General features: G+C 65.5%; 28 protein-coding genes. 4 read left to right on the forward strand and 24 right to left on the reverse strand.

Annotation, left to right across the window (positions count from 1 at the left end; translation table 11 throughout):
• Positions 1–59: 59 nt before the first annotated feature.
• From dnaQ to uvrB, 9 genes are all read right to left on the reverse strand, one after another.
• A complete protein-coding gene (gene dnaQ / locus C6P64_RS10905; RefSeq protein WP_105748591.1) occupies positions 60–785 on the reverse strand; it encodes a DNA polymerase III subunit epsilon in 726 nt (241 codons plus the stop codon).
• Between the two features lie 13 nt (positions 786–798).
• Entirely contained in the window at positions 799–1,137 is a 339-nt protein-coding gene (gene fdx / locus C6P64_RS10910; RefSeq protein WP_105748592.1) for an ISC system 2Fe-2S type ferredoxin, read from the reverse strand.
• A gap of 1 nt (position 1,138) precedes the next feature.
• Positions 1,139–3,040 (reverse strand): Fe-S protein assembly chaperone HscA, encoded by a 1,902-nt coding sequence (hscA, locus tag C6P64_RS10915; protein WP_105748593.1) that lies wholly within the window; start codon positions 3,038–3,040, stop codon positions 1,139–1,141.
• Between the two features lie 141 nt (positions 3,041–3,181).
• Positions 3,182–3,730, reverse strand: coding sequence for a Fe-S protein assembly co-chaperone HscB (hscB, locus tag C6P64_RS10920; protein ID WP_105748594.1), 549 nt, complete (start codon positions 3,728–3,730; stop codon positions 3,182–3,184).
• Positions 3,723–4,046 carry an iron-sulfur cluster assembly protein IscA gene (gene iscA / locus C6P64_RS10925; protein ID WP_105748595.1) on the reverse strand — a complete coding sequence of 108 codons (324 nt, stop codon included), beginning with the start codon at positions 4,044–4,046 and terminating at the stop codon, positions 3,723–3,725. Before iscA ends, hscB begins: the two co-directional genes overlap by 8 nt.
• A 28-nt stretch (positions 4,047–4,074) precedes the next feature.
• Positions 4,075–4,464 (reverse strand): Fe-S cluster assembly scaffold IscU, encoded by a 390-nt coding sequence (gene iscU, locus C6P64_RS10930; RefSeq protein WP_105748596.1) that lies wholly within the window; start codon positions 4,462–4,464, stop codon positions 4,075–4,077.
• Between the two features lie 25 nt (positions 4,465–4,489).
• Positions 4,490–5,710 (reverse strand): IscS subfamily cysteine desulfurase, encoded by a 1,221-nt coding sequence (locus C6P64_RS10935; protein WP_105748597.1) that lies wholly within the window; start codon positions 5,708–5,710, stop codon positions 4,490–4,492.
• Positions 5,711–5,750: 40 nt separating this feature from the next.
• Complete coding sequence (locus C6P64_RS10940) at positions 5,751–6,284, reverse strand: Fe-S cluster assembly transcription factor (protein WP_105748598.1); 534 nt, start codon at positions 6,282–6,284, stop codon at positions 5,751–5,753.
• A gap of 166 nt (positions 6,285–6,450) precedes the next feature.
• Positions 6,451–8,526, reverse strand: a complete 2,076-nt coding sequence (gene uvrB, locus C6P64_RS10945; protein WP_211296832.1) for an excinuclease ABC subunit UvrB — start codon at positions 8,524–8,526, stop codon at positions 6,451–6,453.
• A gap of 138 nt (positions 8,527–8,664) precedes the next feature.
• Between uvrB and C6P64_RS10950 the strand changes: the two genes are divergently transcribed.
• The 3 genes from C6P64_RS10950 (at position 8,665) to rsxB (ending at position 12,260) form a co-directional block, all read left to right on the forward strand.
• Positions 8,665–9,861, forward strand: a complete 1,197-nt coding sequence (locus tag C6P64_RS10950) for an amino acid aminotransferase (RefSeq protein ID WP_105748600.1) — start codon at positions 8,665–8,667, stop codon at positions 9,859–9,861.
• A 163-nt stretch (positions 9,862–10,024) separates the two neighbouring features.
• Positions 10,025–11,566, forward strand: a complete 1,542-nt coding sequence (locus C6P64_RS10955; protein ID WP_105748601.1) for a polyhydroxyalkanoate depolymerase — start codon at positions 10,025–10,027, stop codon at positions 11,564–11,566.
• A gap of 22 nt (positions 11,567–11,588) precedes the next feature.
• Complete coding sequence (rsxB, locus tag C6P64_RS10960; protein WP_105748602.1) at positions 11,589–12,260, forward strand: electron transport complex subunit RsxB; 672 nt, start codon at positions 11,589–11,591, stop codon at positions 12,258–12,260.
• Between the two features lie 36 nt (positions 12,261–12,296).
• Here rsxB and bioB read toward each other — a convergent pair whose 3' ends face one another.
• The 6 genes from bioB to scpA form a co-directional block, all read right to left on the reverse strand.
• The gene (bioB, locus tag C6P64_RS10965; protein WP_105748603.1) at positions 12,297–13,319 is read right to left on the reverse strand and encodes a biotin synthase BioB; all 1,023 of its coding nucleotides are present in this window, start codon (positions 13,317–13,319) and stop codon (positions 12,297–12,299) included.
• Positions 13,320–13,415: 96 nt separating this feature from the next.
• Positions 13,416–13,877, reverse strand: coding sequence for a VOC family protein (locus C6P64_RS10970; RefSeq protein ID WP_105748604.1), 462 nt, complete (start codon positions 13,875–13,877; stop codon positions 13,416–13,418).
• The gene (gene accC, locus C6P64_RS10975; RefSeq protein WP_105748605.1) at positions 13,874–15,925 is read right to left on the reverse strand and encodes an acetyl-CoA carboxylase biotin carboxylase subunit; all 2,052 of its coding nucleotides are present in this window, start codon (positions 15,923–15,925) and stop codon (positions 13,874–13,876) included. Before accC ends, C6P64_RS10970 begins: the two co-directional genes overlap by 4 nt.
• 22 nt (positions 15,926–15,947) lie before the next feature.
• Positions 15,948–17,480 carry an acyl-CoA carboxylase subunit beta gene (locus tag C6P64_RS10980; RefSeq protein WP_105748606.1) on the reverse strand — a complete coding sequence of 511 codons (1,533 nt, stop codon included), beginning with the start codon at positions 17,478–17,480 and terminating at the stop codon, positions 15,948–15,950.
• A 23-nt stretch (positions 17,481–17,503) separates the two neighbouring features.
• Positions 17,504–18,496: a methylmalonyl Co-A mutase-associated GTPase MeaB gene (meaB, locus tag C6P64_RS10985; RefSeq protein ID WP_105748607.1), complete on the reverse strand. Its 993-nt coding sequence runs from the start codon at positions 18,494–18,496 to the stop codon at positions 17,504–17,506.
• A 6-nt stretch (positions 18,497–18,502) separates the two neighbouring features.
• The gene (gene scpA, locus C6P64_RS10990) at positions 18,503–20,650 is read right to left on the reverse strand and encodes a methylmalonyl-CoA mutase (protein ID WP_105748608.1); all 2,148 of its coding nucleotides are present in this window, start codon (positions 20,648–20,650) and stop codon (positions 18,503–18,505) included.
• A gap of 109 nt (positions 20,651–20,759) precedes the next feature.
• On the opposite strand from scpA, the gene C6P64_RS10995 reads away from it, so the two are divergent.
• The gene (locus tag C6P64_RS10995; protein WP_105748620.1) at positions 20,760–21,410 is read left to right on the forward strand and encodes a GntR family transcriptional regulator; all 651 of its coding nucleotides are present in this window, start codon (positions 20,760–20,762) and stop codon (positions 21,408–21,410) included.
• A 282-nt stretch (positions 21,411–21,692) separates the two neighbouring features.
• Here the strand turns inward: C6P64_RS10995 and C6P64_RS18190 are convergent, their stop codons facing one another.
• The 9 genes from C6P64_RS18190 to C6P64_RS18195 all read right to left on the reverse strand — a co-directional run.
• Positions 21,693–21,866 carry a hypothetical protein gene (locus C6P64_RS18190; protein WP_170073086.1) on the reverse strand — a complete coding sequence of 58 codons (174 nt, stop codon included), beginning with the start codon at positions 21,864–21,866 and terminating at the stop codon, positions 21,693–21,695.
• Between the two features lie 7 nt (positions 21,867–21,873).
• A complete protein-coding gene (locus C6P64_RS11000; RefSeq protein WP_105748609.1) occupies positions 21,874–22,293 on the reverse strand; it encodes a hypothetical protein in 420 nt (139 codons plus the stop codon).
• A gap of 251 nt (positions 22,294–22,544) precedes the next feature.
• Entirely contained in the window at positions 22,545–22,820 is a 276-nt protein-coding gene (locus tag C6P64_RS17955) for a hypothetical protein (RefSeq protein ID WP_146115905.1), read from the reverse strand.
• Between the two features lie 551 nt (positions 22,821–23,371).
• Positions 23,372–23,809 carry a holin family protein gene (locus tag C6P64_RS11005; protein ID WP_105748610.1) on the reverse strand — a complete coding sequence of 146 codons (438 nt, stop codon included), beginning with the start codon at positions 23,807–23,809 and terminating at the stop codon, positions 23,372–23,374.
• Positions 23,806–24,318, reverse strand: coding sequence for a glycoside hydrolase family 108 protein (locus C6P64_RS11010; protein ID WP_105748611.1), 513 nt, complete (start codon positions 24,316–24,318; stop codon positions 23,806–23,808). The genes C6P64_RS11005 and C6P64_RS11010 overlap by 4 nt, the downstream gene beginning before the upstream one ends.
• Positions 24,319–24,371: 53 nt before the next feature.
• Complete coding sequence (locus C6P64_RS11015; RefSeq protein WP_105748612.1) at positions 24,372–24,593, reverse strand: hypothetical protein; 222 nt, start codon at positions 24,591–24,593, stop codon at positions 24,372–24,374.
• Positions 24,590–24,871 (reverse strand): hypothetical protein, encoded by a 282-nt coding sequence (locus C6P64_RS17960; protein ID WP_146115906.1) that lies wholly within the window; start codon positions 24,869–24,871, stop codon positions 24,590–24,592. The genes C6P64_RS11015 and C6P64_RS17960 overlap by 4 nt, the downstream gene beginning before the upstream one ends.
• Positions 24,868–25,155 (reverse strand): hypothetical protein, encoded by a 288-nt coding sequence (locus C6P64_RS11020; RefSeq protein WP_105748613.1) that lies wholly within the window; start codon positions 25,153–25,155, stop codon positions 24,868–24,870. The genes C6P64_RS17960 and C6P64_RS11020 overlap by 4 nt, the downstream gene beginning before the upstream one ends.
• A gap of 9 nt (positions 25,156–25,164) precedes the next feature.
• On the reverse strand, positions 25,165–26,071 hold a 907-nt coding region (locus C6P64_RS18195; protein ID WP_425436748.1), incomplete at its 5' end, for a phage head spike fiber domain-containing protein.

The following is a 26,071-nucleotide window of genomic DNA, read 5'->3' on the forward strand; positions in this document are numbered from 1 at the left end:
TGCGTAAGTAACAAGTACAGGTCAATGATAAACCCGGGACAGGCCCGGGTGCAAGTCAGTCAAGCCGCGGCGGCCTGTGGCTCGAGCTGGCGCCAGACCGTCTTGCCCTTGCTGGCCTTGTCGAGATCGGCCAGCAGCGCCTGGTGCGCCTGCAATTCGGCTTCGCTCAGGGCAGGCACCGGCAGCTCGAAGCGACTCAGGTCGACTGCCACCAGTTGGCCGTCGGCCCCGGCCTCGCCGCTCTCGACCTCCATCGCCAGGGCATTCTGCCCGCGCGTCATGTTGATGTAGACGTCGGCCAGCAGCTCGGCATCGAGCAAGGCGCCGTGGAAGTTGCGCCCCGAGTTGTCGACCCCGAGCCGGTCGCACAGCGCATCGAGGCCGTTGCGCTTGCCCGGGAACATTTCCTTGGCCATGGCCAGGGTATCGACCACGCCATCGACCAGGTCGGTGATCTTGCCGCGACCGAGCCGGCGCAACTCCTCGTTCAGGAAGCCGACGTCGAACGGCGCGTTGTGCGCCAGCAGCTCGGCGCCCTGCAGGTAGTCGAGCAGGTCGTCGGCGATGGCGCGGAACTTGGGCTTGTCGGCCAGGAACTCGATCGAGATGCCATGCACCCGCTGCGCATCCTCGTGGATCGCGCGGTCCTCGGGATGCAGGTAGAAATGGCGGTTGTTGCCGGTCAGCTTGCGGTTGACCAGCTCGACGCAGCCGATCTCGATGATGCGGTCACCGTCGAGGGCCGACAGGCCGGTGGTTTCGGTATCGAGGACGATCTGGCGCATGGGACGGCCGCCTTCAGTGGTGCTCGCGAGCGTGGTTGATGGTGTAGCGCGGGATCTCGATCGTGAGGTCTTCCTTGGCCAGGCGCGCCTGGCAGCTCAGGCGCGACTGCGGCTCCAGGCCCCAGGCCTTGTCGAGCAGGTCTTCCTCTTCCTCGGTCGCCTCGTTGAGGCTGGACAGCCCCTGGCGGACGATCACGTGGCAGGTGGTGCAGGCGCAGCTCATGTCGCAGGCATGCTCGATCTCGATCTCGTGGTCGAGCAGCGCCTCGCAGATGGTCGTGCCAGGCAGGGCCTGGATCTCGGTGCCCTGCGGGCAGTATTCGGGATGGGGCAGGATCTTGATGATCGGCATGTCAGAAATTCTCCACGTTTTGGCCGGCCAGGGCGCGGGCGATGCCGCGGTTCATGCGCAGCGCGGCAAAGGGCTCGGTGCCCTTGGCCAGGGCTTCGGTCGCGGCCTCGATCTCGGCCGCGTCAGACGAACTGGCGCGTATGGCTTCGGTCGCACTGATCAGGCGGTCGATCTCGGCGCGCTGCGCGGGCTCGAGCAGGTCGGCATCGGCTGCCAGCGCGCTGCGGGTCGCGTCGAGCATGCGCTCGGCCTCGACCCGGGCCTCGACCAGCGCGCGCGCGGCCATGTCCTGCTGCGCGGTGGCGAAGCTGTCCTGCAGCATGGCGGCGATCTGCTCGTCGGACAGGCCGTAGCTGGGCTTGACGACGATCTGCGCCTCGACCCCACTGCCCTGCTCCTTCGCGCCGACGGTCAGCAGGCCGTCGGCGTCGATGGTGAAGGTGACGCGGATGCGCGCGGCGCCGGCCGGCATCGGCGGGATGCCGCGCAGCTCGAAGCGCGCCAGGCTGCGGCAGTCGGCCACCAGGTCGCGCTCGCCCTGCAGCACATGCAGCGCCAGCGCGGTCTGGCCGTCCTTGAAGGTGGTGAAGTCCTGCGCCAGCGCGGTCGGTATCGTGGTGTTGCGCGGCACGATGCGCTCGACCAGTCCGCCCATGGTCTCGATGCCGAGCGACAAGGGAATCACGTCAAGCAGCAGCAGGTCGCCCTCGGGGTTGTTGCCGGCGAGCTGATTGGCCTGGATGGCGGCGCCAAGCGCCACCACCTCGTCGGGGTTCAGGTTGGTCAGCGGCGGCTGGCCGAAGAATTCGCCCACTGCCTGGCGCACCACCGGCATGCGGGTCGAGCCGCCGACCATGACCACGCCCTTGACCTCCGACTTGTCCAGCCGGGCGTCGCGCAGCACGCGCTTGACGGCCGCCATGGTGCGCTGGGTCAGCTCGGCGCAGGCCTGGGCGAATTCGGCATGAGTCACGTCGCGCACCAGGGCCTTGCCATCGAGTTCGACCTCGAAGCGCACCGCCACGCCGTCGTCGGCATGGGCCGACAGCGCTTCCTTGACGCGGCGCGCCTCGGCCTGCAGTCGCGCCCGTTCGCCCGCCGGCAATTCGCCGGCCTTGCGGCTGTAGCCCGCCTGCTGCAGCAGCCAATCGGCCAGCGCGCGGTCGTAGTCGTCGCCGCCGAGCGCGGAATCGCCGCCGGTGGCCAGCACCTCGAACACGCCCTGGGTCAGGCGCAGGATCGAGACGTCGAAGGTGCCGCCGCCGAGGTCATAGACCGCGTAGACGCCTTCCGAACCCTGGTCCAGGCCGTAGGCGATCGCCGCGGCGGTCGGCTCGTTGATCAGGCGCAGCACTTCGAGGCCGGCCATCTGCGCCGCGTCCTTGGTCGCCTGGCGCTGGGCATCGTCGAAATAGGCCGGCACCGTGATGACGGCACCGAACAGGTCGTTGTCGAAGCTGTCCTCGGCGCGAAAGCGCAGCGTGGCCAGGATCTCGGCGCTGACCTCGACCGGCGACTTGTCGCCCGCCACGGTGCGCACTGCCGCCATGCCGGGACCGTCGACCACCGTGTAAGGCAGCTTGGCCGCCACGCCCTGGGCCTGCAGGTCGGCCAGCTTGCGCCCCATCAGGCGCTTGACCGAGCTGATGGTGTTGTGCGGATCGTCGACCTGGGCGGCAAGCGCCTCCCAGCCGATCGATCGCCCCGAGCCCGATCCGGGCGGCAGGTAGCGCACCACGCTGGGCAGGATGACGCGGCCCTGCTCGTCGGGCAGGCATTCTGGCACGCCGTGGCGCACCGAGGCGACCAGCGAATGGGTGGTGCCGAGGTCGATGCCGACAGCCACGCGCCGCTGGTGCGGGTCGGGCGTCTGGCCGGGTTCGGAGATTTGCAGCAGGGCCATGGGGCAAGACGGGCGCTGGGGCCCGGGGTAAAAACTCAGTCTCGGAAAATCACGGGAAAGCCCGCTATTGTCGCAGGCGGCGCCGGCCTTGGCGGACAAGCCGGTCTGCTGGCGCGAAAGACCGGCAAGGCCGCAATCGCATCAGAGCCGGTCGAGCCGGCCATGCAGATCGTCGGCGAAACGCTCGACGAACATCAGCGCCCTGACCTGCTGCGCCGCGCCAACGGCGTCGCCTTGCTGGTCGATGCTGCGGCCGAGCTGATCGAGCATGTCGTGCCGAAAGGCCTGGGTCTGCGCCAGCAGGTCCTCGATCGCTGCGGCGCCATCGGCCTCGTCGAGCGCCTCGCGCCACTCCATCTGCTGCATCAGGAAGGCCGCCGGCATCGCGGTGTTGCTCTCGGCCTTGATCGGGGCGCCGTTGAGCTCGCACCAGTAGGCGGCGCGCTTCAAGGGGTCCTTCAGGCGCTGGTAGGCCTCGTTGATGCGCACCGACCATTGCATCGCGACGCGCTGGGCTGCCGATCCCTGGGCCGCGAAGCGGTCGGGATGGGCCTGGCGCTGCAGCGCCTTCCAGCGCTCATCGAGCGCGGCGCGGTCGAGCGCGAAGCCGGCCGGCAGGCCGAACAGCTTGAAGTCGTCGTCCTGCAGGCTCGGCGCCTGGGCCGGCGATTGCGCAGTCGGCTCAGACACGGAAGGACTCGCCACAGCCACAGCGGTCGCGCTCGTTGGGGTTGTTGAAGCGGAAGCCCTCGTTCAGGCCCTCGCGCACGAAGTCCAGCGTCATGCCATCGAGGTAGGCCATCGACTTCGGGTCGACCAGGATCTGGATGCCCTTGTCCTCGAACACCACGTCCTCCGGTGCGACTTCATCGGCGTACTCGAGCTTGTAGGCCAGGCCCGAGCAGCCGGTGGTCTTGACGCCCAGCCGCACCCCGACCCCCTTGCCACGACGGCTCAGGTATTTGGTGACATGCTTGGCGGCGGCTTCGGTGAGGGTGACGGACATGGTAAGCGCAGGATAAGGGTCTAGTGGATCAGGCGGCGGCGTGCTTCTTCTTGTAGTCGTCAACGGCCGCCTTGATGGCGTCCTCGGCCAGGATCGAGCAGTGGATCTTGACCGGCGGCAGCGCGAGCTCCTCGGCGATCTCGCTGTTCTTGATCTGCGCCGCCTCGTCCAGCGTCTTGCCCTTGACCCATTCGGTCACCAGCGAGCTCGAGGCAATCGCCGAGCCGCAGCCGTAGGTCTTGAAGCGTGCGTCCTCGATCACGCCGGTGCTCGGGTTGACCTTGATCTGCAGCTTCATGACGTCGCCGCAGGCCGGCGCGCCGACCATGCCGGTGCCGACGTCCTCGTCGCCCTTCTCGAAGCTGCCGACGTTGCGGGGGTTTTCGTAGTGGTCGACGACCTTGTCAGAGTAAGCCATATCAGTTCTCCTGTTCAGTGCGGGATCAGTGGGCAGCCCACTGGATGGTCGAGAGGTCGATGCCGTCCTGGTACATGTCCCACAGCGGCGAGAGCTCGCGCAGCTTGGCGACATTGGTCCTGATGGCCTCGATCGCGCTGTCGATCTCGGCCTCGGTGGTCCAGCGGCCGATGGTCATGCGCAGGCTGCTGTGCGCGAGCTCGTCGCTGCGGCCCAGCGCGCGCAGGACATAGCTGGGCTCCAGGCTGGCCGAGGTACAGGCCGAGCCGGAAGACACCGCCAGGCCCTTGATGCCCATGATCAGCGACTCGCCCTCGACATAGTTGAAGCTCATGTTGAGGTTGTGCGGGATGCGGCGGGTCTCGTGGCCGTTCAGGAAGGTCTGCTCGATCGAGGACAGGCCAGCATAGAGGCGGTCGTGCAGCGCCTGGATGCGCGGCAGCTCGGTATCCATCTCGGCCTTGGCGATCGCGTAGGCCTCGCCCATGCCGACGATCTGGTGCGTCGGCAAGGTGCCCGAGCGCATGCCGCGCTCGTGGCCGCCGCCGTGCATCTGCGCTTCCAGGCGGATGCGCGGCTTGCGACGCACGTAGAGCGCGCCAACGCCCTTGGGACCATAGGTCTTGTGCGAGGTCAGGCTCATCAGGTCGACCGGCAAGGTGGCCAGGTCGACATGGACGCGGCCGGTGGCCTGGGCGGCATCGACGTGGAAGATCACGCCCTTCTCGCGGCAGATCGCGCCGATGGCCGGGATGTCCTGGATCACGCCGATCTCGTTGTTGACGAACATCACGCTGGCCAGGATGGTGTCAGGACGGATCGCGGCCTTGAAGGCCTCGAGGTCGAGCAGTCCATCGGGCTGCACGTCGAGGTAGGTGACCTCGAAGCCTTCGCGCTCCAGGTGGCGGCAGGTGTCGAGCACGGCCTTGTGCTCGGTCTTGACCGTGATCAAGTGCTTGCCCTTGCCCTGGTAGAAATGGGCCGCGCCCTTGATCGCCAGGTTGTTCGACTCGGTCGCGCCGCTGGTCCAGACGATCTCGCGCGGGTCGGCGCCGATCAGCGATGCCACCTGCTCGCGCGCCTTCTCGATCGCGGCCTCGGCCTCCCAGCCCCAGGCATGGCTGCGCGAGGCCGGGTTGCCGAAATGCTCGTTCAACCAGGGGATCATCTTGTCGACGACGCGCGGGTCGCAAGGCGTGGTCGCGCTGTAGTCGAGATAGATCGGGTAATGCGGAGTGGTGCTCATGGTGTCATCCTGTGAAAAGGGTCTCGGCGGGGGCGCAAGCTTACTTGGCAGCGGCAGCCCCGAGCGCGAAGACGGAATTGGGAGCATTGACGCGGATCGGCTTGACCACCGGGGCGGAGGAGATCGCACGCCGGATCTGCGGCGTCGACTCGATCACCACGCCCTTGGCCAGCTGCTCGTCGATCAGCTTCTGCAGCGTGATCGAGCTCAGGAACTCGACCATCTTGGCATTGAGCTGGTCCCAGAGGTCATGGGTCAGGCAGGGCATGCCGTCGCCCAGGCAGTTGCTCTTGCCGCCGCAGCCGGTCGCGTCGATCGGCTCGTCGACCGAGACGATGATGTCGGCCACCGTGATCGCGTCGGCCTTGCGGCCCAGAGTGTAGCCGCCGCCGGGACCTCGGGTCGACTCGACCAGCAGGTTGCGGCGCAGCTTGCCAAACAGCTGCTCGAGGTAGGACAGGGAAATCTGCTGGCGCTGGCTGATCGCTGCCAGCGTCACAGGACCGCTGCTCTGGCGCAGGGCCAGGTCGATCATGGCGGTGACGGCGAAACGGCCCTTGGTGGTAAGGCGCATGGCAAACTCCTGGAAATGACCGGGAAAACCTGCCCTCCGGCACCTGCCAGGAGGGTCGCATCGAATCCCGAGCGTTTAGGTCAAGTATACACCAATCCTGACTGTTTTAGTCGGCATTGGAGCTGCCCGCCCATTCCGGAACGCCAGGCGCCACTCAGCGGCCGGATCAGCGGCCCGATGGCAGGCTGTCGCCGCCATGCGCGCCGAGCACCCGGTCCTTGAGCCTGGCGAGCTGGTCGCGCACCCGCGCCGCCTGCTCGAACTCGAGGTTGCGCGCATGTTCGAGCATCTGCTTCTCGAGCCGCTTGATCTCGCGCGCCAGCGCCTTCTCGTCCATGTCGGCGACCTCGGCCAGCTGCTGCTGCGCCAGCTCGAGCTTCTTCGCCTCCTCGCCGGCCTTCTCGCTGTAGACGCCCTCGATCAGGTCCTTGATGCGCTTGACCACGCCACGCGGCGTGATGCCGTTGGCTTCGTTGAAGGCGATCTGCTTGGCGCGCCGGCGCTCGGTCTCGCCGATCGCCTTCTTCATCGAGTCGGTGCTGCGGTCGGCATACAGGATGGCGCGGCCATTGAGGTTGCGCGCGGCCCGGCCTATGGTCTGGATCAGGCTGCGCTCGCTGCGCAGGAAGCCTTCCTTGTCGGCGTCGAGGATGGCGACCAGCGACACCTCGGGAATGTCCAGGCCCTCGCGCAGCAGGTTGATGCCGACCAGCACGTCGAACACCCCCAGCCGCAGGTCGCGCAGGATCTCGACCCGCTCGACGGTGTCGATGTCGCTGTGCAGGTAGCGCACCTTGACCCCGTTCTCGGTCAGGTAGTCGGTCAGCTGCTCGGCCATGCGCTTGGTCAGCACCGTGATCAGGACCCGCTCCTCGCGCTCGACGCGCAGCCGGATCTCGCCCAGCACGTCGTCGACCTGGTGCGTCGCCGGCCTCACCTCGACCACCGGATCGACCAGGCCGGTCGGGCGCACCACCTGCTCGACCACCTGGCCGGCATGCTGGCGCTCGTAGTCGGCCGGCGTCGCCGAGACGAACACGCACTGGCGCATCTTGGTCTCGAACTCCTCGAACTTGAGCGGCCGGTTGTCCAGCGCACTCGGCAACCTAAAGCCATAGTCGACCAAGGTGGTCTTGCGCGCGCGGTCGCCGTTGTACATGCCGCCGAGCTGGCCGATCATGACATGGCTCTCGTCGAGGAACATCAGCGCGTCCTTGGGCAAGTAGTCGGTCAGCGTCGATGGGGCCTCGCCCGCGGCCGATCCCGCCAGGTGTCGGCTGTAGTTCTCGATCCCCTTGCAATGGCCGACCTCGGTCAGCATCTCGAGGTCGAAGCGGGTGCGCTGCTCCAGGCGCTGCGCCTCGACCAGCTTGCCCATGCCGACCAGCTGCTGCAGCCGCTCGGCCAGTTCCAGCTTGATCGCCTCGACCGCCGACAGCACCTGCTCCCGGGGCGTGACGTAGTGGCTGGAGGGATAGACCGTGAAGCGCGGGATCTTCTGCCGGATGCGGCCGGTCAACGGATCGAACAGCTGCAGCGTCTCGACCTCGTCGTCGAACAGCTCGATGCGGATCGCCAGCTCACTGTGTTCGGCCGGAAACACGTCGATGGTGTCGCCGCGCACGCGGAACTTGCCACGCGAGAAATCCTGCTCGTTGCGCTGGTACTGCATGCGCACCAGCTGCGCGATCAGGTCGCGCTGGCCGTAGCGGTCGCCTGTGCGCAGCGTCATGATCATCTGGTGGTAGCTCTCGGGCTTGCCGATGCCGTAGATCGCCGAGACGGTGGCCACGATCACCACGTCGCGCCGCTCGAGCAGGCTCTTGGTGCAGGACAGGCGCATCTGCTCGATATGCTCGTTGATCGCGCTGTCCTTCTCGATGAACAGGTCGCGCTGCGGCACATAGGCCTCGGGCTGGTAGTAGTCGTAGTAGCTGACGAAGTACTCGACCGCGTTCTTCGGGAAGAACTCACGGAACTCGGAGTACAGCTGAGCGGCCAGCGTCTTGTTTGGCGCGAAGATGATCGCGGGTCGGCCCAACCGCGCGATCACGTTGGCCATGGTGAAGGTCTTGCCGGAGCCGGTCACGCCGAGCAGGGTCTGGAACACCTCGCCGTCCTGGATGCCTTCGACCAGCTGCGCGATCGCAGTCGGCTGGTCGCCCGCAGGCGGGAAAGGCTGGAACAGCTCGAACGGCGAGCCGGGAAAGGTGACGAACTGGCCTTGGGATTCTTCAGACATGCCGAATTGTTTCATAAGGCCGCTGACTGTCCGCTGGCGGGTGCACTCGCTACTCCAGCCAAGCTAAAATGCCTGCCTCTGTGCAGGCTTGCCCCGCATGGCAAGCGCGCTTCTTCCTTCACACACAGGTAACGACTCATGTCTCTGTTTTCCGCCGTCGAAATGGCCCCCCGCGACCCGATCCTGGGTCTGAACGAGCAGTACAACGCCGACACCAACCCCAACAAGGTCAACCTGGGCGTGGGCGTCTACTTCGACGACAACGGCAAGCTGCCGCTGCTGCAGTGCGTGCAGGCTGCCGAGCAGGCGATGATGGAAAAGCCCGCTGCGCGCGGCTACCTGCCGATCGACGGCATCGCCGCCTATGACGCCGCCGTCAAGGGCTTGGTGTTCGGCGCCGACAGCGAGCCGGTCAAGAGCGGCCGCGTCGCCACCGTGCAGGCCATCGGCGGCACCGGCGGCCTGAAGATCGGCGCCGACTTCCTCAAGAAGGTCAGCCCGAACGCCAAGGTGCTGATCTCCGACCCGTCCTGGGAAAACCACCGCGCGCTGTTCAGCAACGCCGGCTTCGAGGTCGGCACCTACGCCTACTACGACCCGACCCAGCGCGGCGTCAACTTCGAGGGCATGCTGGCCAGCCTGAACGCGGCCGAGCCGGGCACCATCATCGTGCTGCACGCCTGCTGCCACAACCCGACCGGCTACGACATCAGCCCCGAGCAATGGGACCAGGTGATCGCCGTCATCCAGGCCAAGGGCCTGACCCCCTTCCTCGACATGGCCTACCAGGGCTTCGGCTACGGCATCAAGGAAGACGGCGCGGTGATCGACAAGTTCGTCGCCGCCGGCCTGAACTTCTTCGTCTCGACCAGCTTCTCGAAGAGCTTCAGCCTGTACGGCGAGCGCGTCGGCGGCCTGTCGGTGCTGTGCCAGGACAAGGCCGAGGCCGACCGCGTGCTGTCCCAGCTCAAGATCGTGATCCGCACCAACTACTCCAACCCGCCGACCCATGGCGGCGCAGTCGTCGCCGCGGTGCTGAGCAACCCCGAGCTGCGCGCACTGTGGGAAAAGGAACTCGGCGAGATGCGCGTGCGCATCAAGGCCATGCGCCAGAAGCTGGTCGACGGCCTGAAGGCCGCCGGCGTGCAGCAGGACATGAGCTTCATCACGACCCAGATCGGCATGTTCAGCTACTCGGGCCTGTCCAAGGACCAGATGGTGCGCCTGCGCAACGAGTTCGGCGTCTACGGCACCGACACCGGCCGCATGTGCGTCGCCGCGCTCAACAGCAAGAATATCGACTATGTCTGCCAGGCAATTGCCAAGGTGATGTAAGTTTGCCGTAATAAATGCTGCAAGCGATAAAAACGCCGCATCCGCGGCGTTTTTTGTTATTCTTCTAAACAACGCATATTGATGGTTATTGCACAAACCAGTTGCTGCAACGCAGCATAGACTGCGATAATGCTGCAGTGCAACAATTCCTTGGAGTCCCGCCATGCTTTACCAGATCTACGAAACCCAGCGCTCACTGATCGAGCCTTTCTCTGACCTGGCCAAGGTGACGGCCAAGATGTTCACCAACCCGATGCTGCCGGTCGGCATGACGCCGCTGTCGCAGCGCATGGCCGCGGGCTTCGACCTGGTGCACCGCCTGGGCAAGGACTACGAGAAGCCCGAGTTCGGCATCCGGACCGTCGACATCGACGGAGTCCAGATCGCGATCCAGGAACGCGTCGAGATGGCCAAGCCCTTCTGCGACCTGCTGCGCTTCAAGCGCTTCAGCGACGATCCCGAGACGCTGAGTCGCCTCAAGGGCCAGCCGGTGGTGCTGCTCGTCGCGCCGCTGTCGGGCCACTACGCGACGCTGCTGCGCGAAACCGTGCGCACCATGCTGAAAGACCACAAGGTCTACATCACCGAGTGGAAGAACGCGCGCCTGGTGCCGCTGTCCGAGGGCGAGTTCCACCTCGACGATTACGTCAACTACCTGCAGGACTTCATCCGCCACCTGCAAGGCCGCTACGACAACTGCCATGTCATCAGCGTCTGCCAGCCGACCGTGCCGACGCTGGCGGCCGTCTCGCTGATGGCCAGCCGTGGCGAAAAGACCCCGCTGTCGATGACCATGATGGGCGGCCCGATCGATGCGCGCAAGTCGCCGACCGAGGTCAACAACCTCGCGGTGCACCGCCCCTTCGAGTGGTTCGAGAACAACGTGATCTACCGGGTGCCGAACAACTTCCCGGGCGCCGGCCGCCGCGTCTACCCGGGCTTCCTGCAGCACACCGGCTTCATCGCGATGAACCCGGACCGCCACGCCAACAGCCATTACGACTACTTCAACCACCTGATCAAGGGTGACAACGACAGCGCCGAGGCACATCGCCAGTTCTACGACGAGTACAACGCCGTGCTCGACATGGACGCGGATTACTACCTCGAGACCATCAAGACCGTGTTCCAGGACTTCAAGCTGGTCAACGGTACCTGGGAGGTGCGCAACCCGCAGGGCAAGGTCGAGCTGGTCAGGCCGCAGGACATCCGCAACACCGGCTTGCTGACCGTCGAAGGCGAGCTCGACGACATCTCGGGCAGCGGCCAGACCCGCGCCGCGCATGAGCTGTGCACTGGCATCGTCAGCGACGAGCAGCGTCACTTCGAGGTCAAGGGTGCCGGCCATTACGGCATCTTCAGCGGCAGCCGCTGGCGCAACCAGGTCTATCCGGTGGTCAAGCAGTTCATCCTCGAGCACCAGGCGGGCATGCCGCAGGCGGCGGCGAGCGCGCCGAGCGTGGCGGCTCCCGCCGAGCCGGCAGTTGCTGCCGTCGAACCGGCCGCCCCCGTCGCAGTCGAAACCCTGCAGCCGATCGAGCCCGCGGCCGAACTGCTGGCTGGATCGACCGCACCCGAGGCAGCCGCCGAAGTCGATACTGGCGCCGAAGCGGTGGCAAGCGCTCCGGTCGAATCCGCACCAGCGCCGGCCGCGCAGCCGCGCTCCAGCTACCGCCGCAACCCGGCCGCCGGCAGGAAGAGGTAATCCAGGCTTGAAGATTGAAGTCATGGTTGCGAACGCCGAGAGTGATCTCGTCGCTCGCCTCGACGCGGCGCTGCCGCAGACCCAGTGCACGCGCTGTGGCTATCCCGACTGCCTGTCCTATGCGCGGGCGATCGCCCAGGGCCAGGCCGGCATCAACCAATGCCCGCCCGGTGGCGCCGAAGGCGTGCGTCGGCTGGCCGCGATCGCGGACCAGCCGGCCAAGCCGCTCGATCCGGCCCATGGGCAGGAATCGGTGCGTACCCTGGCGATCATCGACGAGGACTGGTGCATAGGCTGCACGCTGTGCATCAAGGCCTGTCCGACCGATGCGATCGTCGGCGGCAACAAGCGCATGCACACCGTGATCGAGCCCTATTGCACCGGCTGCGAGCTGTGCATCCCGGTCTGCCCGGTCGACTGCATCGCGCTGGTCAATGCCAGCGGCGAGCAGACCGGCTGGTCGGCCTGGTCGCCCGAACAGGCCGAGCAGGCGCGCTCACGCTACCAATGGCATCAGCAGCGCCAGCAGCGCGACCTGGCCGAGCACCAGCAGCGCCAGCTGCTCAAGGCCCAGGACAAGCTCGAGCATCTGGCCGAGCACTCCAAGCTGACCGATCCGGCGGCGCTCGATCGCAAGCGCTCGGTGATCGAGGCAGCGCTGGCCAGGGCCAAGGCGCGCCAGTCCGGCCGCTGAGACCGGCAGCAAGCAAGGCTGCCGATCCCGGCTCGCTCAGGCAGCAGGCGGCATGGCCGGGCGGGCGCCCTGCGCGCGCAGCCCGAGCCGCTCGAACAGCGCGCGGTCGCGCTCGGCCTGCGGATTGGCGGTCGTGAGCAACTGGTCGCCGTAGAAGATCGAGTTGGCACCCGCGGCCAGGCACAGCGCCTGCAGCGCATCGTCCATCTGCTCGCGGCCGGCCGACAGCCGCACCATGGTGGTCGGCATCGTGATGCGAGCGACCGCGATCGTGCGCACGAACTCGAACGGATCGATAGGCTCGGCGCCCTCGAGCGGCGTACCGGGCACCGCGACCAGGTTGTTGATCGGCACCGACTCCGGGTAAGGGTCGAGGTTGGCCAGCTGCGCGATCAGGCCGGCGCGCTGCGCGCGCGTCTCGCCCAGACCGACGATGCCGCCACAGCAGACATTGATGCCGGCTTCGCGCACATGGGACAGCGTGTCGAGCCGGTCCTGGTAGGTCCGGGTGCTGATGATCTGGCCGTAGAAGTCCGGCGCGCTGTCGAGGTTGTGGTTGTAGTAGTCCAGTCCCGCGTCCTTGAGCTGACGCGCCTGGCCCGGGTCGAGCATGCCCAGCGTCATGCAGGTCTCCAGGCCCAGCGCGCGCACGCCCTGCACCATGTCGGTGACTTTTTCCATGTCGCGCTCCTTGGGGCTGCGCCAGGCCGCGCCCATGCAGAAGCGGGTCGCACCCTGCGCCTTGGCGGCGCGCGCGGCGGCCAGCACCTGCTCGAGCTGCATCAGCTTGTCGGCCTCGACCTCGGTGTCATGGTGCGCGGACTGCGGGCAGTAGCCGCAATCCTCCGAGCAGCCACCGGTCTTGATCGACAGCAAGGTCGAGAGCTGGACCTCGCTCGGATCGAAATGCTCGCGGTGCACCTGCTGGGCACGGAACAGCAGCTCCATGAAGGGCAGCTCGAACAGCGCCTCGACGGCGCCGACCGACCAGCGGTTCGCAGGGACACCGGCCTCGGGGCGGCGGATGGCGGATACAGGAATGGAAGCAACCGTGTTCATGTCTCTCGGAAAAAAAGCAGGGCGCGGCAGATACCAGCGGAATCTGCCGCGCCCTGATGCTGAAACCACGGGGATGCGCAAGCAGCCCCGACTGGATTATCCCAGCGCCGCGATCACCTCGGGCGGCGCCTGCACCAACTCGATCAGCACGCCCTCGCCCGCGATCGGAAACTCGTCGTTCGACTTCGGGTGCAGGAAGGTGATGTCGTAGCCGGCCGCACCCTTGCGGATGCCGCCCGGCGCGAAGCGCACGCCATTCGCGCTCAGCCACTCGACCGCCTTGGGCAGGTCGTCGATCCACAGGCCGACGTGATTCAGCGGCGTGGCATGCACGGCCGGCTTCTTCTCGGGGTCGAGCGGCTGCATCAGGTCAACCTCGACCTTGAAGGCACCCTTGCCCATGGCGCAGATGTCCTCGTCGACGTTCTCGCGCTCGGACCTGAAGTTGCCCGTGACCTCGAGGCCGAGCATGTCGACCCAGAGCTTCTGCAAGCGGTTCTTGTCCGGGCCGCCGATGGCGATCTGCTGGATGCCCAGCACCTTGAAAGGACGGCTCATTTCTCGAACTCCACGATCGGCTGGTCGACCACCAGCGACTCGCCCTTGGCGGCGAGCACCTTGGCGACGACGCCATCGGCGGCGGCGAACAGCACGTTTTCCATCTTCATCGCCTCGATCACCGCGACGCGCTCGCCAGCCTGGACCTTCTGGCCCGGCTTGACAGCGACCTCGACCAGCAGGCCCGGCATCGGCGACAGCACGAACTGGCTCATGTCGGGCGCGGCCTTGTGCGGCATCTGGCCATAGAGCTCGGCCATGCGCGGCGAGACCACCATGCACTCGAGCTTGGTGCCGTTGTGCTGCACCACCAGCGCCAGCGGGTTCTTGGCCGAACCGCGCTCGATCTGGGCCGTGAAGGGCTGGCCATTGACCAGGCCGGTGATCACGATCTCGCTCAGGCGCGAGGGCGAGCTGATCTGGTAGCGCTTGCCGTTGACCTGCACGCTGGCCGAGCCGGTCTCGCCGGTGAACTCGTCGACATGGACCGCGGTGTGCTTGTGATGGCCCTCGATGTCGAGGCTGATGACGGTGTAGTCCTTGCCGACCTGCACGCCGTAGCCCGGCAGCTGGCCCGACAGGCCCGTGGCGCGTTCGCGCGACTTGCGGCGCACGAAGGCGGCCAGCGCGACCAGGAAGTCCTCGTCGTCATGCGGCACGTCCTCGGCGCGGAAGCCGCCCGCGTAATGCTGGGCGATGAAGCCGGTGTTGAAGTTGCCCGAGACGAACTCCGGGTGCGCCAGCAGCGCGGCCTGGAACGGGATGTTGGAGTTGATGCCGCGGATCACGAAGCCATTGAGCGCCTCGCGCATCTTGGCGATCGCCTCATTGCGATCCTTGCCGTGCACGATCAGCTTGGCGATCATCGAGTCGTAGAACATCGGGATCTCGCCGCCCTCGAACACGCCGGTATCGACGCGCACGCCCTGCAGCTGGCTGGTATCGGCCTGCCACATGGTCTGCTCCGGCGGCGTGAAGCGCACCAGGCGGCCGGTAGAGGGCAGGAAGTTGCGGAACGGGTCCTCGGCGTTGATGCGGCACTCGATCGCCCAGCCGTCGCGCTTGACGTCGGCCTGGCCGAAGCTGAGCTTCTCGCCGGCGGCGACACGGATCATCTGCTCGACCAGGTCCAGGCCGGTGATGGCCTCGGTCACCGGGTGCTCCACCTGCAAGCGGGTGTTCATCTCGAGGAAGTAGAAGTCCTGGTCCTTGCCGACCACGAACTCGACCGTGCCGGCCGACTGGTACTGCACTGCCTTGGCCAGGGCCACGGCCTGCTCGCCCATCGCCTTGCGGGTCGCGTCGGAGATGAAGGGGCTGGGCGCCTCCTCGATCACCTTCTGGTGGCGGCGCTGGATCGAGCACTCGCGCTCGTTCAGATACACCACGTTGCCGTGGCTGTCGCCCAGGATCTGGATCTCGATGTGGCGCGGCTGCTCGACGAACTTCTCGATGAAGATGCGGTCGTCGCCGAAGCTGTTGCGCGCCTCGTTCTGGCAGGCGGTGAAGCCCTCGAGCGCCTCCTTGTCGTTGAACGCGACGCGCAGGCCCTTGCCGCCACCGCCGGCCGACGCCTTGATCATGACCGGATAGCCGATGCCCTTGGCGATCTCGACCGCTGCCTCGGCATTGGCGATCGGGTCGTTGTAGCCCGGGATCGTGTTGACCTTGGCCTCGTTGGCCAGCTTCTTGGAGGCGATCTTGTCGCCCATGGCAGCGATCGAGTGCGCCTTCGGGCCGATGAAGGCGATGCCCTCGTCCTGGCAGCGCTGCGCGAAGGCCTCGTTCTCGGACAGGAAGCCGTAGCCCGGGTGGATGGCCTCAGCGCCGGTGGCCTTGGCGGCGGCGATGATCTTGTCGGCGACCAGGTAGGACTCGCGGCTCGGCGCCGGGCCCAGCAGTACGGCCTCGTCGGCCAGGCGCACATGGCGCGCCTCGCGATCGGCCTCGGAATAGACCGCGACGGTCTGGATGCCCATCTTGCGGGCGGTGGCGATGACGCGGCAGGCGATTTCGCCGCGGTTGGCGATCAGGATCTTCTTGAACATGTTTTTGTCTCTCCTCAGGCGCTTAGAGCGGGATGTTGCCGTGCTTGCGCCACGGGTTTTCGATCTTCTTGTCCTTGAGCATGACCAGGCTGCGGCAGATGCGCTTGCGGGTCTCGTGCGGCAGGATCACGTCGTCGATGTAGCCGCGCTCGGCCGCGACGAAGGGGTTGGCGAAGCGGCGCTTGTACTCGGCCTCGCGCTCGGCCAGCTTGGCCGGGTCCTTCTTCTCCTCGCGGAAGATGATCTCGACCGCGCCCTTGGCGCCCATCACGGCGATCTCGGCGTTCGGCCAGGCCAGGTTGACGTCGCCTCTGAGGTGCTTGGACGCCATCACGTCGTAGGCGCCGCCGTAGGCCTTGCGCGTGATCACGGTGATCTTCGGCACCGTGCACTCGGCATAGGCGTAGAGCAGCTTGGCGCCATGCTTGATGATGCCGCCGTATTCCTGGCTGGTGCCGGGCATGAAGCCGGGCACGTCGACGAAGGTCACGACCGGAATGCTGAAGGCATCACAGAAGCGCACGAAGCGCGCGGCCTTGATCGAGCTCTTGATGTCGAGGCAGCCGGCCAGCACCAGCGGCTGGTTGGCCACGATGCCCACCGTCTGGCCGTCCATGCGCGCGAAGCCGACGATGATGTTGGCCGCGTAATGGGGCTGGATCTCGAAGAAGTCGCCATCGTCGACCGTCTTGAGGATCAGCTCCTTCATGTCGTAGGCCTTGTTCGGATTGTCCGGCACCAGGGTGTCCAGGCTCAATTCCTTGCGGTCGATGGGGTCGCCGCTCGGGCGCACCGGGGCCTTCTCGCGGTTGTTCAGCGGCAGGTAGTTGTAGAGGCGACGCAGCATCAGCAGCGCCTCGACGTCGTTCTCGAACGCCAGGTCGGCGACGCCGGACTTGGTCGAGTGCGTCACGGCGCCACCGAGCTCCTCGGCGGTCACTTCCTCGTGCGTGACGGTCTTGACCACTTCGGGGCCGGTCACGAACATGTAGGAGCTGTCCTTGACCATGAAGATGAAGTCGGTCATCGCGGGCGAATAGACCGCGCCGCCGGCCGACGGGCCCATGATCATCGAGATCTGCGGGATCACGCCCGAGGCCATCGCGTTGCGCTGGAACACCTCGGCATAGCCGCCGAGCGAAGCCACGCCCTCCTGGATGCGGGCGCCGCCCGAGTCGTTCAGGCCGATCACCGGCGCGCCGACCTTCATCGCCTGGTCCATGACCTTGCAGATCTTCTCGGCATGGGCCTCGGACAGCGCGCCGCCGAAGACCGTGAAGTCCTGGCTGAAGACGAACACCAGGCGGCCGTTGATCATGCCGTAGCCGGTCACGACGCCGTCACCCGGGATCTTGCTGGCCTCCATGCCGAAGTCCGAGCAGCGGTGCTCGACGAACATGTCCCATTCCTCGAAGGTGCCCTCGTCGAGCAGGACTTCAAGGCGCTCGCGCGCCGTCAGCTTGCCCTTGGCGTGCTGCGCATCGATGCGCTTCTGTCCGCCGCCGAGGCGGGCGGCCTCGCGCTTCTGCTCCAGTTGTTGCAGGATTTCTTGCATGGTGATGATCTCCGGGGGGTGAATCAGTGGAACAGTTCCAGCAGCTGGCGCGCTGCCGTCGAGGCAGGCAGCCGGCCCTGCAGGACCTGGTCGGTGGTGTTTTCGAGTTGCGCCTTGACGGCGGGATGGTCGCGGAAGCGCTGGCGCAGTCCGGCCTCGATGCGCTCCCACATCCAGGACTTGGCCTGGCGCTGGCGCTTGGCGGCGAAGCGGCCGTTGTCGGTCTGCAGCTGCCAAAAGCGGCTGACCTGCTGCCAGAAGCCAGCCACGCCCTGGCCTTGCAGGGCGCTGAGCTGGACCACGGTCGGCTGCCACAGGCTTTCGTCGTGGTGCGCGTGCTCGGGATTGCCATGCTGGCCGAACAGGCGCAGCGAGGACTGGATCTGGGACTGCGCGCGGGTCGCGGCGAACGGGTCGAGGTCGGCCTTGTTGATCACGACCAGGTCGGCCAGCTCCATCACGCCCTTCTTGATCGCCTGCAGCTCGTCGCCCGCATTGGGCAGCTGCAGCAGGCAGAACATGTCGGTCATGCCGTGCACCGCGGTCTCGGACTGGCCGACGCCGACCGTCTCGACGATCACGATGTCGTAGCCAGCGGCCTCGCAGACCAGCATCGCCTCCCGCGTCTTCTCAGCCACGCCGCCCAGCGTGCCGCTGCTCGGGCTGGGCCGGATATAGGCGCGCTCATGGACCGAGAGCCGCTCCATGCGGGTCTTGTCGCCCAGGATGGAGCCGCCCGAGACGGTCGAGGACGGATCGATCGCCAGCACCGCGACGCGATGCCCCTGCTCGATCAAGTACAGGCCGAGCGCCTCGATGAAGGTCGACTTGCCGACGCCCGGCACACCGCTTATCCCTAAGCGCAGCGCGCGCCCGGTGTGCGGTAACAAGGCGGTCAGCAGCTCGTCGGCCTGCAGCCTATGGTCGGCGCGGGTCGACTCAAGCAGCGTGATGGCCTTGGCCATGGCACGCCGCTGCACGGCCGGATTGCCCTCGGTGATGCCTTGCAGCAGCATGGCGGATCAGGCGATGGCCTTCTTGATCTGTTCCAGCACGTCCTTGGCGCTGGCCGGGATCGGGGTGCCCGGGCCATAGACGCCCTTGACGCCGGCCTCGTACAGCATCTCGTAGTCCTGGCGCGGCACCACGCCGCCGACGAAGACGATGATGTCGTCGGCGCCCTGCTTCTTGAGCTCGGCGATGATGGCCGGCACCAGGGTCTTGTGGCCGGCGGCCAGGGTAGAGACGCCAACCGCGTGCACGTCGTTCTCGATCGCCTGGCGCGCGCATTCCTCGGGGGTCTGGAACAGCGGGCCCATGTCGACGTCGAAGCCGAGGTCGGCAAAGGCCGTGGCCACCACCTTGGCGCCACGGTCGTGGCCGTCCTGGCCGAGCTTGGCGATCATCACGCGCGGGCGGCGGCCTTGGCTGGAGGCGAATTCGGCGATCTCGGTCTTGAGCTTGTCCCAGCCTTCGGCCGAGTCGTAGGCGGCTGCGTACACTCCGGTCACCTTCTGCGTGTCGGCGCGGTGGCGCCCGTAGACTTTTTCCAGCGCGTCGGACACCTCGCCGACGGTCGCGCGCAGGCGGATCGCCTGGATCGAGAGGTCGAGCAGGTTTCCCGATCCCGACTCGGCCGCAGCGGTCAGCGCATCGAGCGCGGCGGCGACGGCCGCGTTGTCACGCTTGGCCTTGATTTCCTGCAGGCGAGCGATCTGCGACTCGCGCACCTTGACGTTGTCCACGTCCAGGATCTCGATCGGGTCTTCCTTGGCTAATCTGTACTTGTTGACGCCGACGATGACGTCCTTGCCCGAATCGATGCGGGCCTGCTTCTCGGCCGCGGCGGCCTCGATCTTGAGCTTGGCCCAGCCCGAATCGACCGCCTTGGTCATGCCGCCCATGGCATCGACCTCCTCGATGATGGCCCAGGCCTTGTCGGCCATCTCCTGCGTCAGTGACTCCATCAGGTAGGAGCCGGCCCAGGGATCGACCACGTTGGTGATGTGGGTCTCTTCCTGGATGATGAGCTGGGTGTTGCGCGCGATGCGCGAGCTGAACTCGGTCGGCAGCGCGATCGCCTCGTCGAGCGAGTTGGTGTGCAGCGACTGGGTGCCGCCGAACACGGCCGCCATCGCCTCGATGGTGGTGCGCACCACGTTGTTGTAGGGGTCCTGCTCGGTCAGCGACCAGCCCGAGGTCTGGCTGTGCGTGCGCAGCATCAGGCTCTTGGGGTTCTTGGCGTCGAAACCCTTCATGATGCGGGCCCAGAGCAGGCGGGCCGCGCGCATCTTGGCGATCTCGAGGTAGAAGTTCATGCCCACCGCCCAGAAGAAGGACAGCCGGCCCGCGAACGCGTCGACGTCCATGCCCTTGGCGATCGCGGTCTTGACATATTCCTTGCCGTCGGCCAGCGTGAAGGCCATCTCGAGCACCTGGTTGGCGCCGGCTTCCTGCATGTGGTAGCCGCTGATGCTGATCGAGTTGAACTTGGGCATCTTCTGCGCCGTGTACTCGATGATGTCGCCGATGATCTTCATCGACGGCTCGGGCGGGTAGATGTAGGTGTTGCGAACCATGAACTCCTTGAGGATGTCGTTCTGGATCGTTCCGGCCAGCTGGTCCTGGCTCACGCCCTGCTCCTCGGCCGCCACCACATAGCCAGCCAGCACCGGCAGCACCGCGCCGTTCATGGTCATAGAGACCGAGACCTTGTCGAGCGGAATGCCGTCGAACAGGATCTTCATGTCCTCGACCGAGTCGATCGCGACGCCCGCCTTGCCGACGTCACCCGTCACGCGCGGATGGTCCGAGTCGTAGCCGCGGTGGGTCGCGAGGTCGAAGGCGACCGAGACGCCCTGGCCGCCGGCGGCCAGCGCCTTGCGATAGAAGGCGTTCGACTCCTCGGCGGTCGAGAAGCCCGCGTACTGGCGGATGGTCCAGGGGCGCACCGCGTACATCGTGGCCTGCGGGCCGCGGATGAAGGGCTCGAAGCCCGGCAGCGTGTTGGTGAAGGGCAACTCCTTCACGTCATCGGCTGTATAAAGCGGCTTGACCGTGATACCGTCGGGCGTGAGCCAGTTCAGCTTGTCCAGCGAGCCGTCCTTAATGGACTTCTGAGCGGCTTTTTCCCAATCGGCCAGGGTGGCGGGTTTGAATTCGGACGACATAAAAAGGGCACCTTAGTGAGCAAGACTGCCGACATTCTATGTCATTCATAATTATTGATGCAAAATTTTTGCTCCAGTACAATCTGCAGCCCAGTAAGGAATGCAGACCATGGCCGCCCTCTCCCTGTCCCCCCGCGCACTGTATGTAGAAGTGGCCGAGCTGCTGCGCCAGCGCATCTACAACCGCGAGCTGGCACCGGGCAGCTGGATCGACGAGCTGCGCATCGCCGAGGAGCTCGGCATCAGCCGCACCCCGCTGCGCGAGGCGCTCAAGGTGCTGGCCGCCGAAGGCCTGGTCACGATGAAGGTCAGGCGCGGCGCCTATGTGACCGAAGTATCCGAACAGGACTTGCGCGAGGTTTACGAGCTGCTGTCGCTGCTCGAGTCCGATGCCGCCGCCGCCCTGTGCCGGCTGGCCGATAACGCCGACCTGGCCGAGCTCGAGGCCCTGCATCAGCAGCTCGAGCAATCCGCCCTGCCCGGCACCGGATCGCGGGACCGCTTCTTCGAGCTCAACGAGCAGTTCCACCGCCGCATGCTCGAGCTGGCGCAGAACCGCTGGCGGGTCCAGATCGTGGCCGACCTGCGCAAGGTCATGAAGCTCAACCGCCAGGGCTCGCTGTTCAAGGCCGGCCGCATCGAGCAGTCGCTGGGCGAGCACCGTGCCATCCTCGACGCGCTGCTGGCGCGCGACGAGGCCCTGGCCGCGCGGCGGGTGCGCGAGCATTTCGCCTCGGGGCTGCAGGCAGCGGCGGCCTGAAACCCCTCGATACTGATGACCGTGGGCCCGACTACGTTGGCCACCAGCGTGTTGAGCACGCACAGCGCCAGGTCGTAGTTCTGCTCCAGGTGGCGCGCAGTCTGGCGCAGCGAGGCGCCGGCCTGCAGCACCTCGTGGTTGGCGGTGCGGTGCCGACGGCGCGCCGGCCCTCGCGGGTGCGGTCGGGCTTGGCGGCCTCGTAGTAGGTCAGCACAGTGCACGCGTGGGCGCGCTGGATGCCCGCCACCGGGTTGATCCAGGCCACCACGCGGTCCACCAGCGTCAGCTTAGGCGCTGCCATGGCTGTAAGTCCGAGAAGTCGGCCAACTGGTGACTCGGGTAGCTGCGCGACCGGGCGGCTGTAGCGGAGGGCATCTCGGCGAGGATCGCGTCGCGCGCCTTGAGCAGTTCGTCCATCATGCGCAAGGTGATCTGCTTGCCGTCGGCGGTGCGCACGGCCGGATTAGTCTTTCGGCCAGGGTTCGCATGGCTCGATAATGACTTTCAATAGTTCACGCTCGACGTCACCTTCCTTGGGAAGGAGCAATACGTGGCCGACTGTGCTGTTCCAGGATGGCGAGTAGACGAACTGGACGAAGCCGGCGTAGGCTCCGAAGCCGTTCTTGGCGTTCACTTCGCCGCAGACTTTAGATTCCGTGCGGTTCTTGACAGTCCTGACGCGCCGGAACTGCGCAGATTCCGGGTCGCGGAACTGGTCTGCCACGGCAGTCTTGGCTTCGTGGACGAGTCGGCCGCTCTCGAACCACCAGATGCCGCCGATCGCAGCTACGACCAAAGCGACAAAGAGGACCTTGCCCCAGGTATTGGAGGTCTTCCTTGTCGAGGAGGGAAGATTGTCGTCTGTTGTGGGGGTGTCGCTCATAGGATTAACTTTTCAAAAAGATAACAAGGAAGTGGGGATTGTGCAGCTCGTGTGCAGGCGCCGCCGGCACGCGTCCCATTCTTTGTCCGAGGTTATGTTCAGCCTGCGTTGCCCAAACTTCGTGCGTTTGTTGAGTGCGTCTTCGAGCAGGCTTTTCAAGGCGTCACCCGGTGGGCTGGATGAAAAGTGGGCGCGCTTGTAAAGCACGGTCTTCTCCCTTAGCTGTCATCGTCTCCGTCCTCGAATGCAGCTCAGCATCCGTTGTAGTTCTTGCGCCCGCTGGGGGTGAGTGTGTAAGTGCCGCCGCGCGGGCCGGTGTAGCAAGTGCCGTCGACGGCCTGCGAGCCGCTGGCGTAACTGCCCGACGAGGCCTGACGACTGCCGCCGGATCGACTCTTCGACGGTGTCTTGTACGAGTGGCTCGAGTAGCTGCGCTTACCACCGCCACGGCCGCCTCTGGCCAGAACATCAGGCGAAATGGTCCCCAACATAAAGGCCGTCAACAGCGCGGTCGTCATCAACTTCATCTGCTTTTCTCCTAGTGGTGCATCGGGATGCAGGGAGCTTGTGCGACAAGCATGAAAAAACCGCCGGTTGGCGGTTGCTTGGCATGGGGCTTTCGCTCCAGGTTACCTGCAAAGTTTGCATATTGCAATGCAGTCTATCATCAAAATACGCATTGATACACGGGTACTTTCTCCTCCGGCACTCAGCTTGCTCGGACAGGAATACCCAGGAGACGCACGCCGGCCGGCAGCCGGCGGCCCATGCCTGAGGCACCGGCCACACGCTCACGCTGCCATCACGGCGCTTCCGTGATGTAATTGCGCCCATGATTTCACAAGAAAAACAAGGGTTTTCCAGCGGCTGGCGCATGTCCGTCGCGCCGATGCTCGACCGGGTGGACAACTAAAAAACAGGCTTTAAATTCAAAGCCTTGGGGTTAATTTGGAATCTTATGTGGCACGCCATGTGCCACCGGCGACGCAGCAGCAGGTCATGCGTCGCTAGTGCTGCCGGAGCAACATCTGCTCGTACAAGCGCTTGAGCAGTACGAGCCATCCGGCATGGGCAGCCATCATCTGGCCACGCCCTTGACTTTCTCGGCAGTGCGTAAGCCTGCAATCCCCAGCATGCCGGACAGGACAACCCACAGCGCATCAGTATCGAGCATGGGCGGCGGCTGCAGGCCGGCAGGCACCAGGCCGCGCGCCTGCAGCAGTGACCAGGCCCAGACCAGCAGCGGATAGGCCAGGAACTGATAGCCCAGCGCAACAGCTCCAACCCAGCCGATCGCCGGCCGCCAGCCGGCCACGAACAGACTGCTGCTGGCCGCCTCGGCTCGGTTGACATCGAGCTGCCCGCGCACCAGGTCGGCCTCGATCTTGCGCTCCTCGATCCCGAGGCGGCGCAGCTCGAGCTCGGCATCGAGGCGCTCCTTGTCAGTGGTGATCAGGTCATCGGCGATCTGGCCAACGGCCTGGACGATGCCACCCAGGGCAAGTAGTGGTGTCATGATGTTGCGGCTTCAGAAAGCGTCCTGTTGATCCAGCCAAGCAGAAAGCGGGCTTGCGTGCGGTCACGCGCCACGATGTCACGGTAGCGTGCGATGCGGGCCAGCGCATAGAGCGCCAGGAACAGCCTGGCCTCCATGGCGTTGATGGCCTCGACCGTCTTGCCGCCCATCGCGCCATCGGGCGTGACGCCGGCGACGATCTGGGCCAAGCGCACGGCGGTTTTCAGCCCGGCGTTTGTGCCGAAGCTGTAGATCGACTCAGCGACCGTCTGGTCGCGGATCTCGTCACCGCGGATCGGCTCCCACCAGCCTGTCCGATAGAAGTCCCGCACCAGTTGCGACGGTGGCGTCTCGCCGCGGTCAATCCAGGACCAGCCCGGCCACTGCGGGTTCTTGGCGCGCGCGATGCCAGCATAGGTCAAGCCACCGGTGTCACCGGCGACCTGGTGCAGCTGGTAGCCACCCTCGGCCAGCAGGGCGCGCTCGAAGGCGGGCAGGAAGTCAGCCACGATACAGCCTCCACCACAGGTGCGGCCAGATGGCCAGAATCATCCAGTGCATCTCAACTGTCCTCCTGAACGCGGCAGTGATCCCGCCGCAAATCGCGCCAGAACGCCAGCGCCTTGTGGCAAATCATCAGCACGGTGTAGACCAGCGTGGCCCATAGGACCAGCTCCGAGACCTGGATGCCGGCGATCGTGGCGATCGAGACGCTGGCCGGCGGCGCGGTTTTGGCGATCATCACGCTGGCCGATTCGGCTGCGGATTGCTGGGTAGTACTCATGCTTGGCCTCTCGGTGGGTCTTCTGCTGCGCGGGCGGCGCGCTCATAGGGGTTGTTCAAATAGCCGTGACGCAGAGTCCACCAGGAGTACTTCAGGGCGAACAGGACTCGACCATCTCGCTGGATCTGCTCCAGATGGCAGCGCTCGTGACGCAGTAAACGCTGGTCGGACTCGCGACCAGGAAGCACATAGACAGTGTTCCAAAACGAAGTACAACCGGCGAATCCGCACAGGCGCATGTAGGCGCGGATCAGGCCAGTGGCGGTCTTGACCTTCACGGCGCGGCCTCGGTGGGGACTGCCTCGACCGGCTCAGGCGCTGGCAGCAGCCCGGCCTCGATAGCAGCCGCAGTGAATGCCGCCTCGTCCGGGAAGGCGTAGCACACGGTCGGATGGCCGGCGTAGACCCGCATCGGGGTCTCGGGGAAGACCTGGTACTGCTCCCAGCCTGCGACCGCCTCCGGCGTGTTGATGTGCCAGCCCGGCAGGGCCTGCGGCTCGGTGGTGACGTTGCCCTCGGCATCGAAGACAGCCGGGGTGTAGATGGTGCCGATGATGTCCATGATGGTTCCTTATGCGGTCAGGGCTTGCAGATGGGCGTCGCCGAACTTCTGCGGGTAGATCGACAGCTTGTTGATCCATCCCGTAGCCCCGGGCGCAATCGAGATATTGCTGCCGCCTTGCGTACCAGCAGACGATGTCACCGCTGCCCCGTTGATGCTCTTTCGCGTGCTGGCGGCGTCATAGGCCACAGCGGTCTTCTGCCTGGTAGATGCCGTTGCAGCAAAGGTTGTCGCGCCAGAAGTGGCGAGCGTGCTGCCAGAGCGAACAGTGGCGTCAACGTAGATCGTCCCAGCGCCAGGCTGGCCCAATGCAGCCGTCAGATTCGGGTCTGCTGCGCGAGTCACCTGCGAGGCTTCGGTCTTGATGTAGCTGGTGGGGAAAGAGCCAGCTTCGAGCTGTGCGCCCCAGATATAGACGCCACTCGGGGAAGACACATCAATTAACTGGAAATGCGGACGAACTGAAGTAGATGTATCAGATGTTCCTGTTAGTGTGCAACGATACCAACCATTGCCAGCCGAGACAATGCTTGCGCCTGCGTTAGTGAATGTTCCATATGCACTAGCGACGCTGGAAATGGTGCCTGTTGAAACATTGAATGTGACTTCAATCCTGTTAGCTGAACTTCCAGAATCGAAATATAGTCGCAGAGTTCCGTAACCATAGGCTTTTGCGTAAGTGCTGAATGTGTAAGTAATGACGGAAGCATCTTTTGTTACTGTCCTGTAAGTTCGTCTATTACCTCCGGTAGTTGTCATAATATCCGCAGAAATCGTCCCATCAGGTGCAACAATTGTATCTGTGGTTATTGTTGTACCATCGAGTACCCAGGCAGAGACGTTACCTAACTGCTCCGAATAAGTCAGCAAGTTCGTCCGCTGCTCTTCCACCAGTAGCCCGAGTGATTTCAAGGTG

This window comes from Malikia granosa, assembly GCF_002980595.1.
Classification (GTDB): domain Bacteria; phylum Pseudomonadota; class Gammaproteobacteria; order Burkholderiales; family Burkholderiaceae_C; genus Malikia; species Malikia granosa.

Coding starts and splice junctions, on each gene's coding strand:
- C6P64_RS17955 (WP_146115905.1), bottom strand. CDS start 22,820: ATGAAGTTGATGACGACCGCGCTGTTGACGGCCTTTATGTTGGGGACC.
- iscA (WP_105748595.1), bottom strand. CDS start 4,046: ATGTCCGTCACCCTCACCGAAGCCGCCGCCAAGCATGTCACCAAATAC.
- C6P64_RS11020 (WP_105748613.1), bottom strand. CDS start 25,155: ATGGACATCATCGGCACCATCTACACCCCGGCTGTCTTCGATGCCGAG.
- rsxB (WP_105748602.1), top strand. CDS start 11,589: ATGGTTGCGAACGCCGAGAGTGATCTCGTCGCTCGCCTCGACGCGGCG.
- uvrB (WP_211296832.1), bottom strand. CDS start 8,526: ATGTCTGAAGAATCCCAAGGCCAGTTCGTCACCTTTCCCGGCTCGCCG.
- C6P64_RS10980 (WP_105748606.1), bottom strand. CDS start 17,480: ATGCAAGAAATCCTGCAACAACTGGAGCAGAAGCGCGAGGCCGCCCGC.
- C6P64_RS10940 (WP_105748598.1), bottom strand. CDS start 6,284: ATGCGCCTTACCACCAAGGGCCGTTTCGCCGTCACCGCCATGATCGAC.
- C6P64_RS11005 (WP_105748610.1), bottom strand. CDS start 23,809: ATGACACCACTACTTGCCCTGGGTGGCATCGTCCAGGCCGTTGGCCAG.
- fdx (WP_105748592.1), bottom strand. CDS start 1,137: ATGCCGATCATCAAGATCCTGCCCCATCCCGAATACTGCCCGCAGGGC.
- dnaQ (WP_105748591.1), bottom strand. CDS start 785: ATGCGCCAGATCGTCCTCGATACCGAAACCACCGGCCTGTCGGCCCTC.
- C6P64_RS11015 (WP_105748612.1), bottom strand. CDS start 24,593: ATGAGTACTACCCAGCAATCCGCAGCCGAATCGGCCAGCGTGATGATC.
- scpA (WP_105748608.1), bottom strand. CDS start 20,650: ATGTCGTCCGAATTCAAACCCGCCACCCTGGCCGATTGGGAAAAAGCC.
- bioB (WP_105748603.1), bottom strand. CDS start 13,319: ATGAACACGGTTGCTTCCATTCCTGTATCCGCCATCCGCCGCCCCGAG.
- hscA (WP_105748593.1), bottom strand. CDS start 3,040: ATGGCCCTGCTGCAAATCTCCGAACCCGGCCAGACGCCCGACCCGCAC.
- iscU (WP_105748596.1), bottom strand. CDS start 4,464: ATGGCTTACTCTGACAAGGTCGTCGACCACTACGAAAACCCCCGCAAC.
- C6P64_RS10955 (WP_105748601.1), top strand. CDS start 10,025: ATGCTTTACCAGATCTACGAAACCCAGCGCTCACTGATCGAGCCTTTC.
- C6P64_RS10950 (WP_105748600.1), top strand. CDS start 8,665: ATGTCTCTGTTTTCCGCCGTCGAAATGGCCCCCCGCGACCCGATCCTG.
- C6P64_RS11000 (WP_105748609.1), bottom strand. CDS start 22,293: ATGAGCGACACCCCCACAACAGACGACAATCTTCCCTCCTCGACAAGG.
- accC (WP_105748605.1), bottom strand. CDS start 15,925: ATGTTCAAGAAGATCCTGATCGCCAACCGCGGCGAAATCGCCTGCCGC.
- C6P64_RS10970 (WP_105748604.1), bottom strand. CDS start 13,877: ATGAGCCGTCCTTTCAAGGTGCTGGGCATCCAGCAGATCGCCATCGGC.
- C6P64_RS10935 (WP_105748597.1), bottom strand. CDS start 5,710: ATGAGCACCACTCCGCATTACCCGATCTATCTCGACTACAGCGCGACC.
- meaB (WP_105748607.1), bottom strand. CDS start 18,496: ATGCTGCTGCAAGGCATCACCGAGGGCAATCCGGCCGTGCAGCGGCGT.
- C6P64_RS10995 (WP_105748620.1), top strand. CDS start 20,760: ATGGCCGCCCTCTCCCTGTCCCCCCGCGCACTGTATGTAGAAGTGGCC.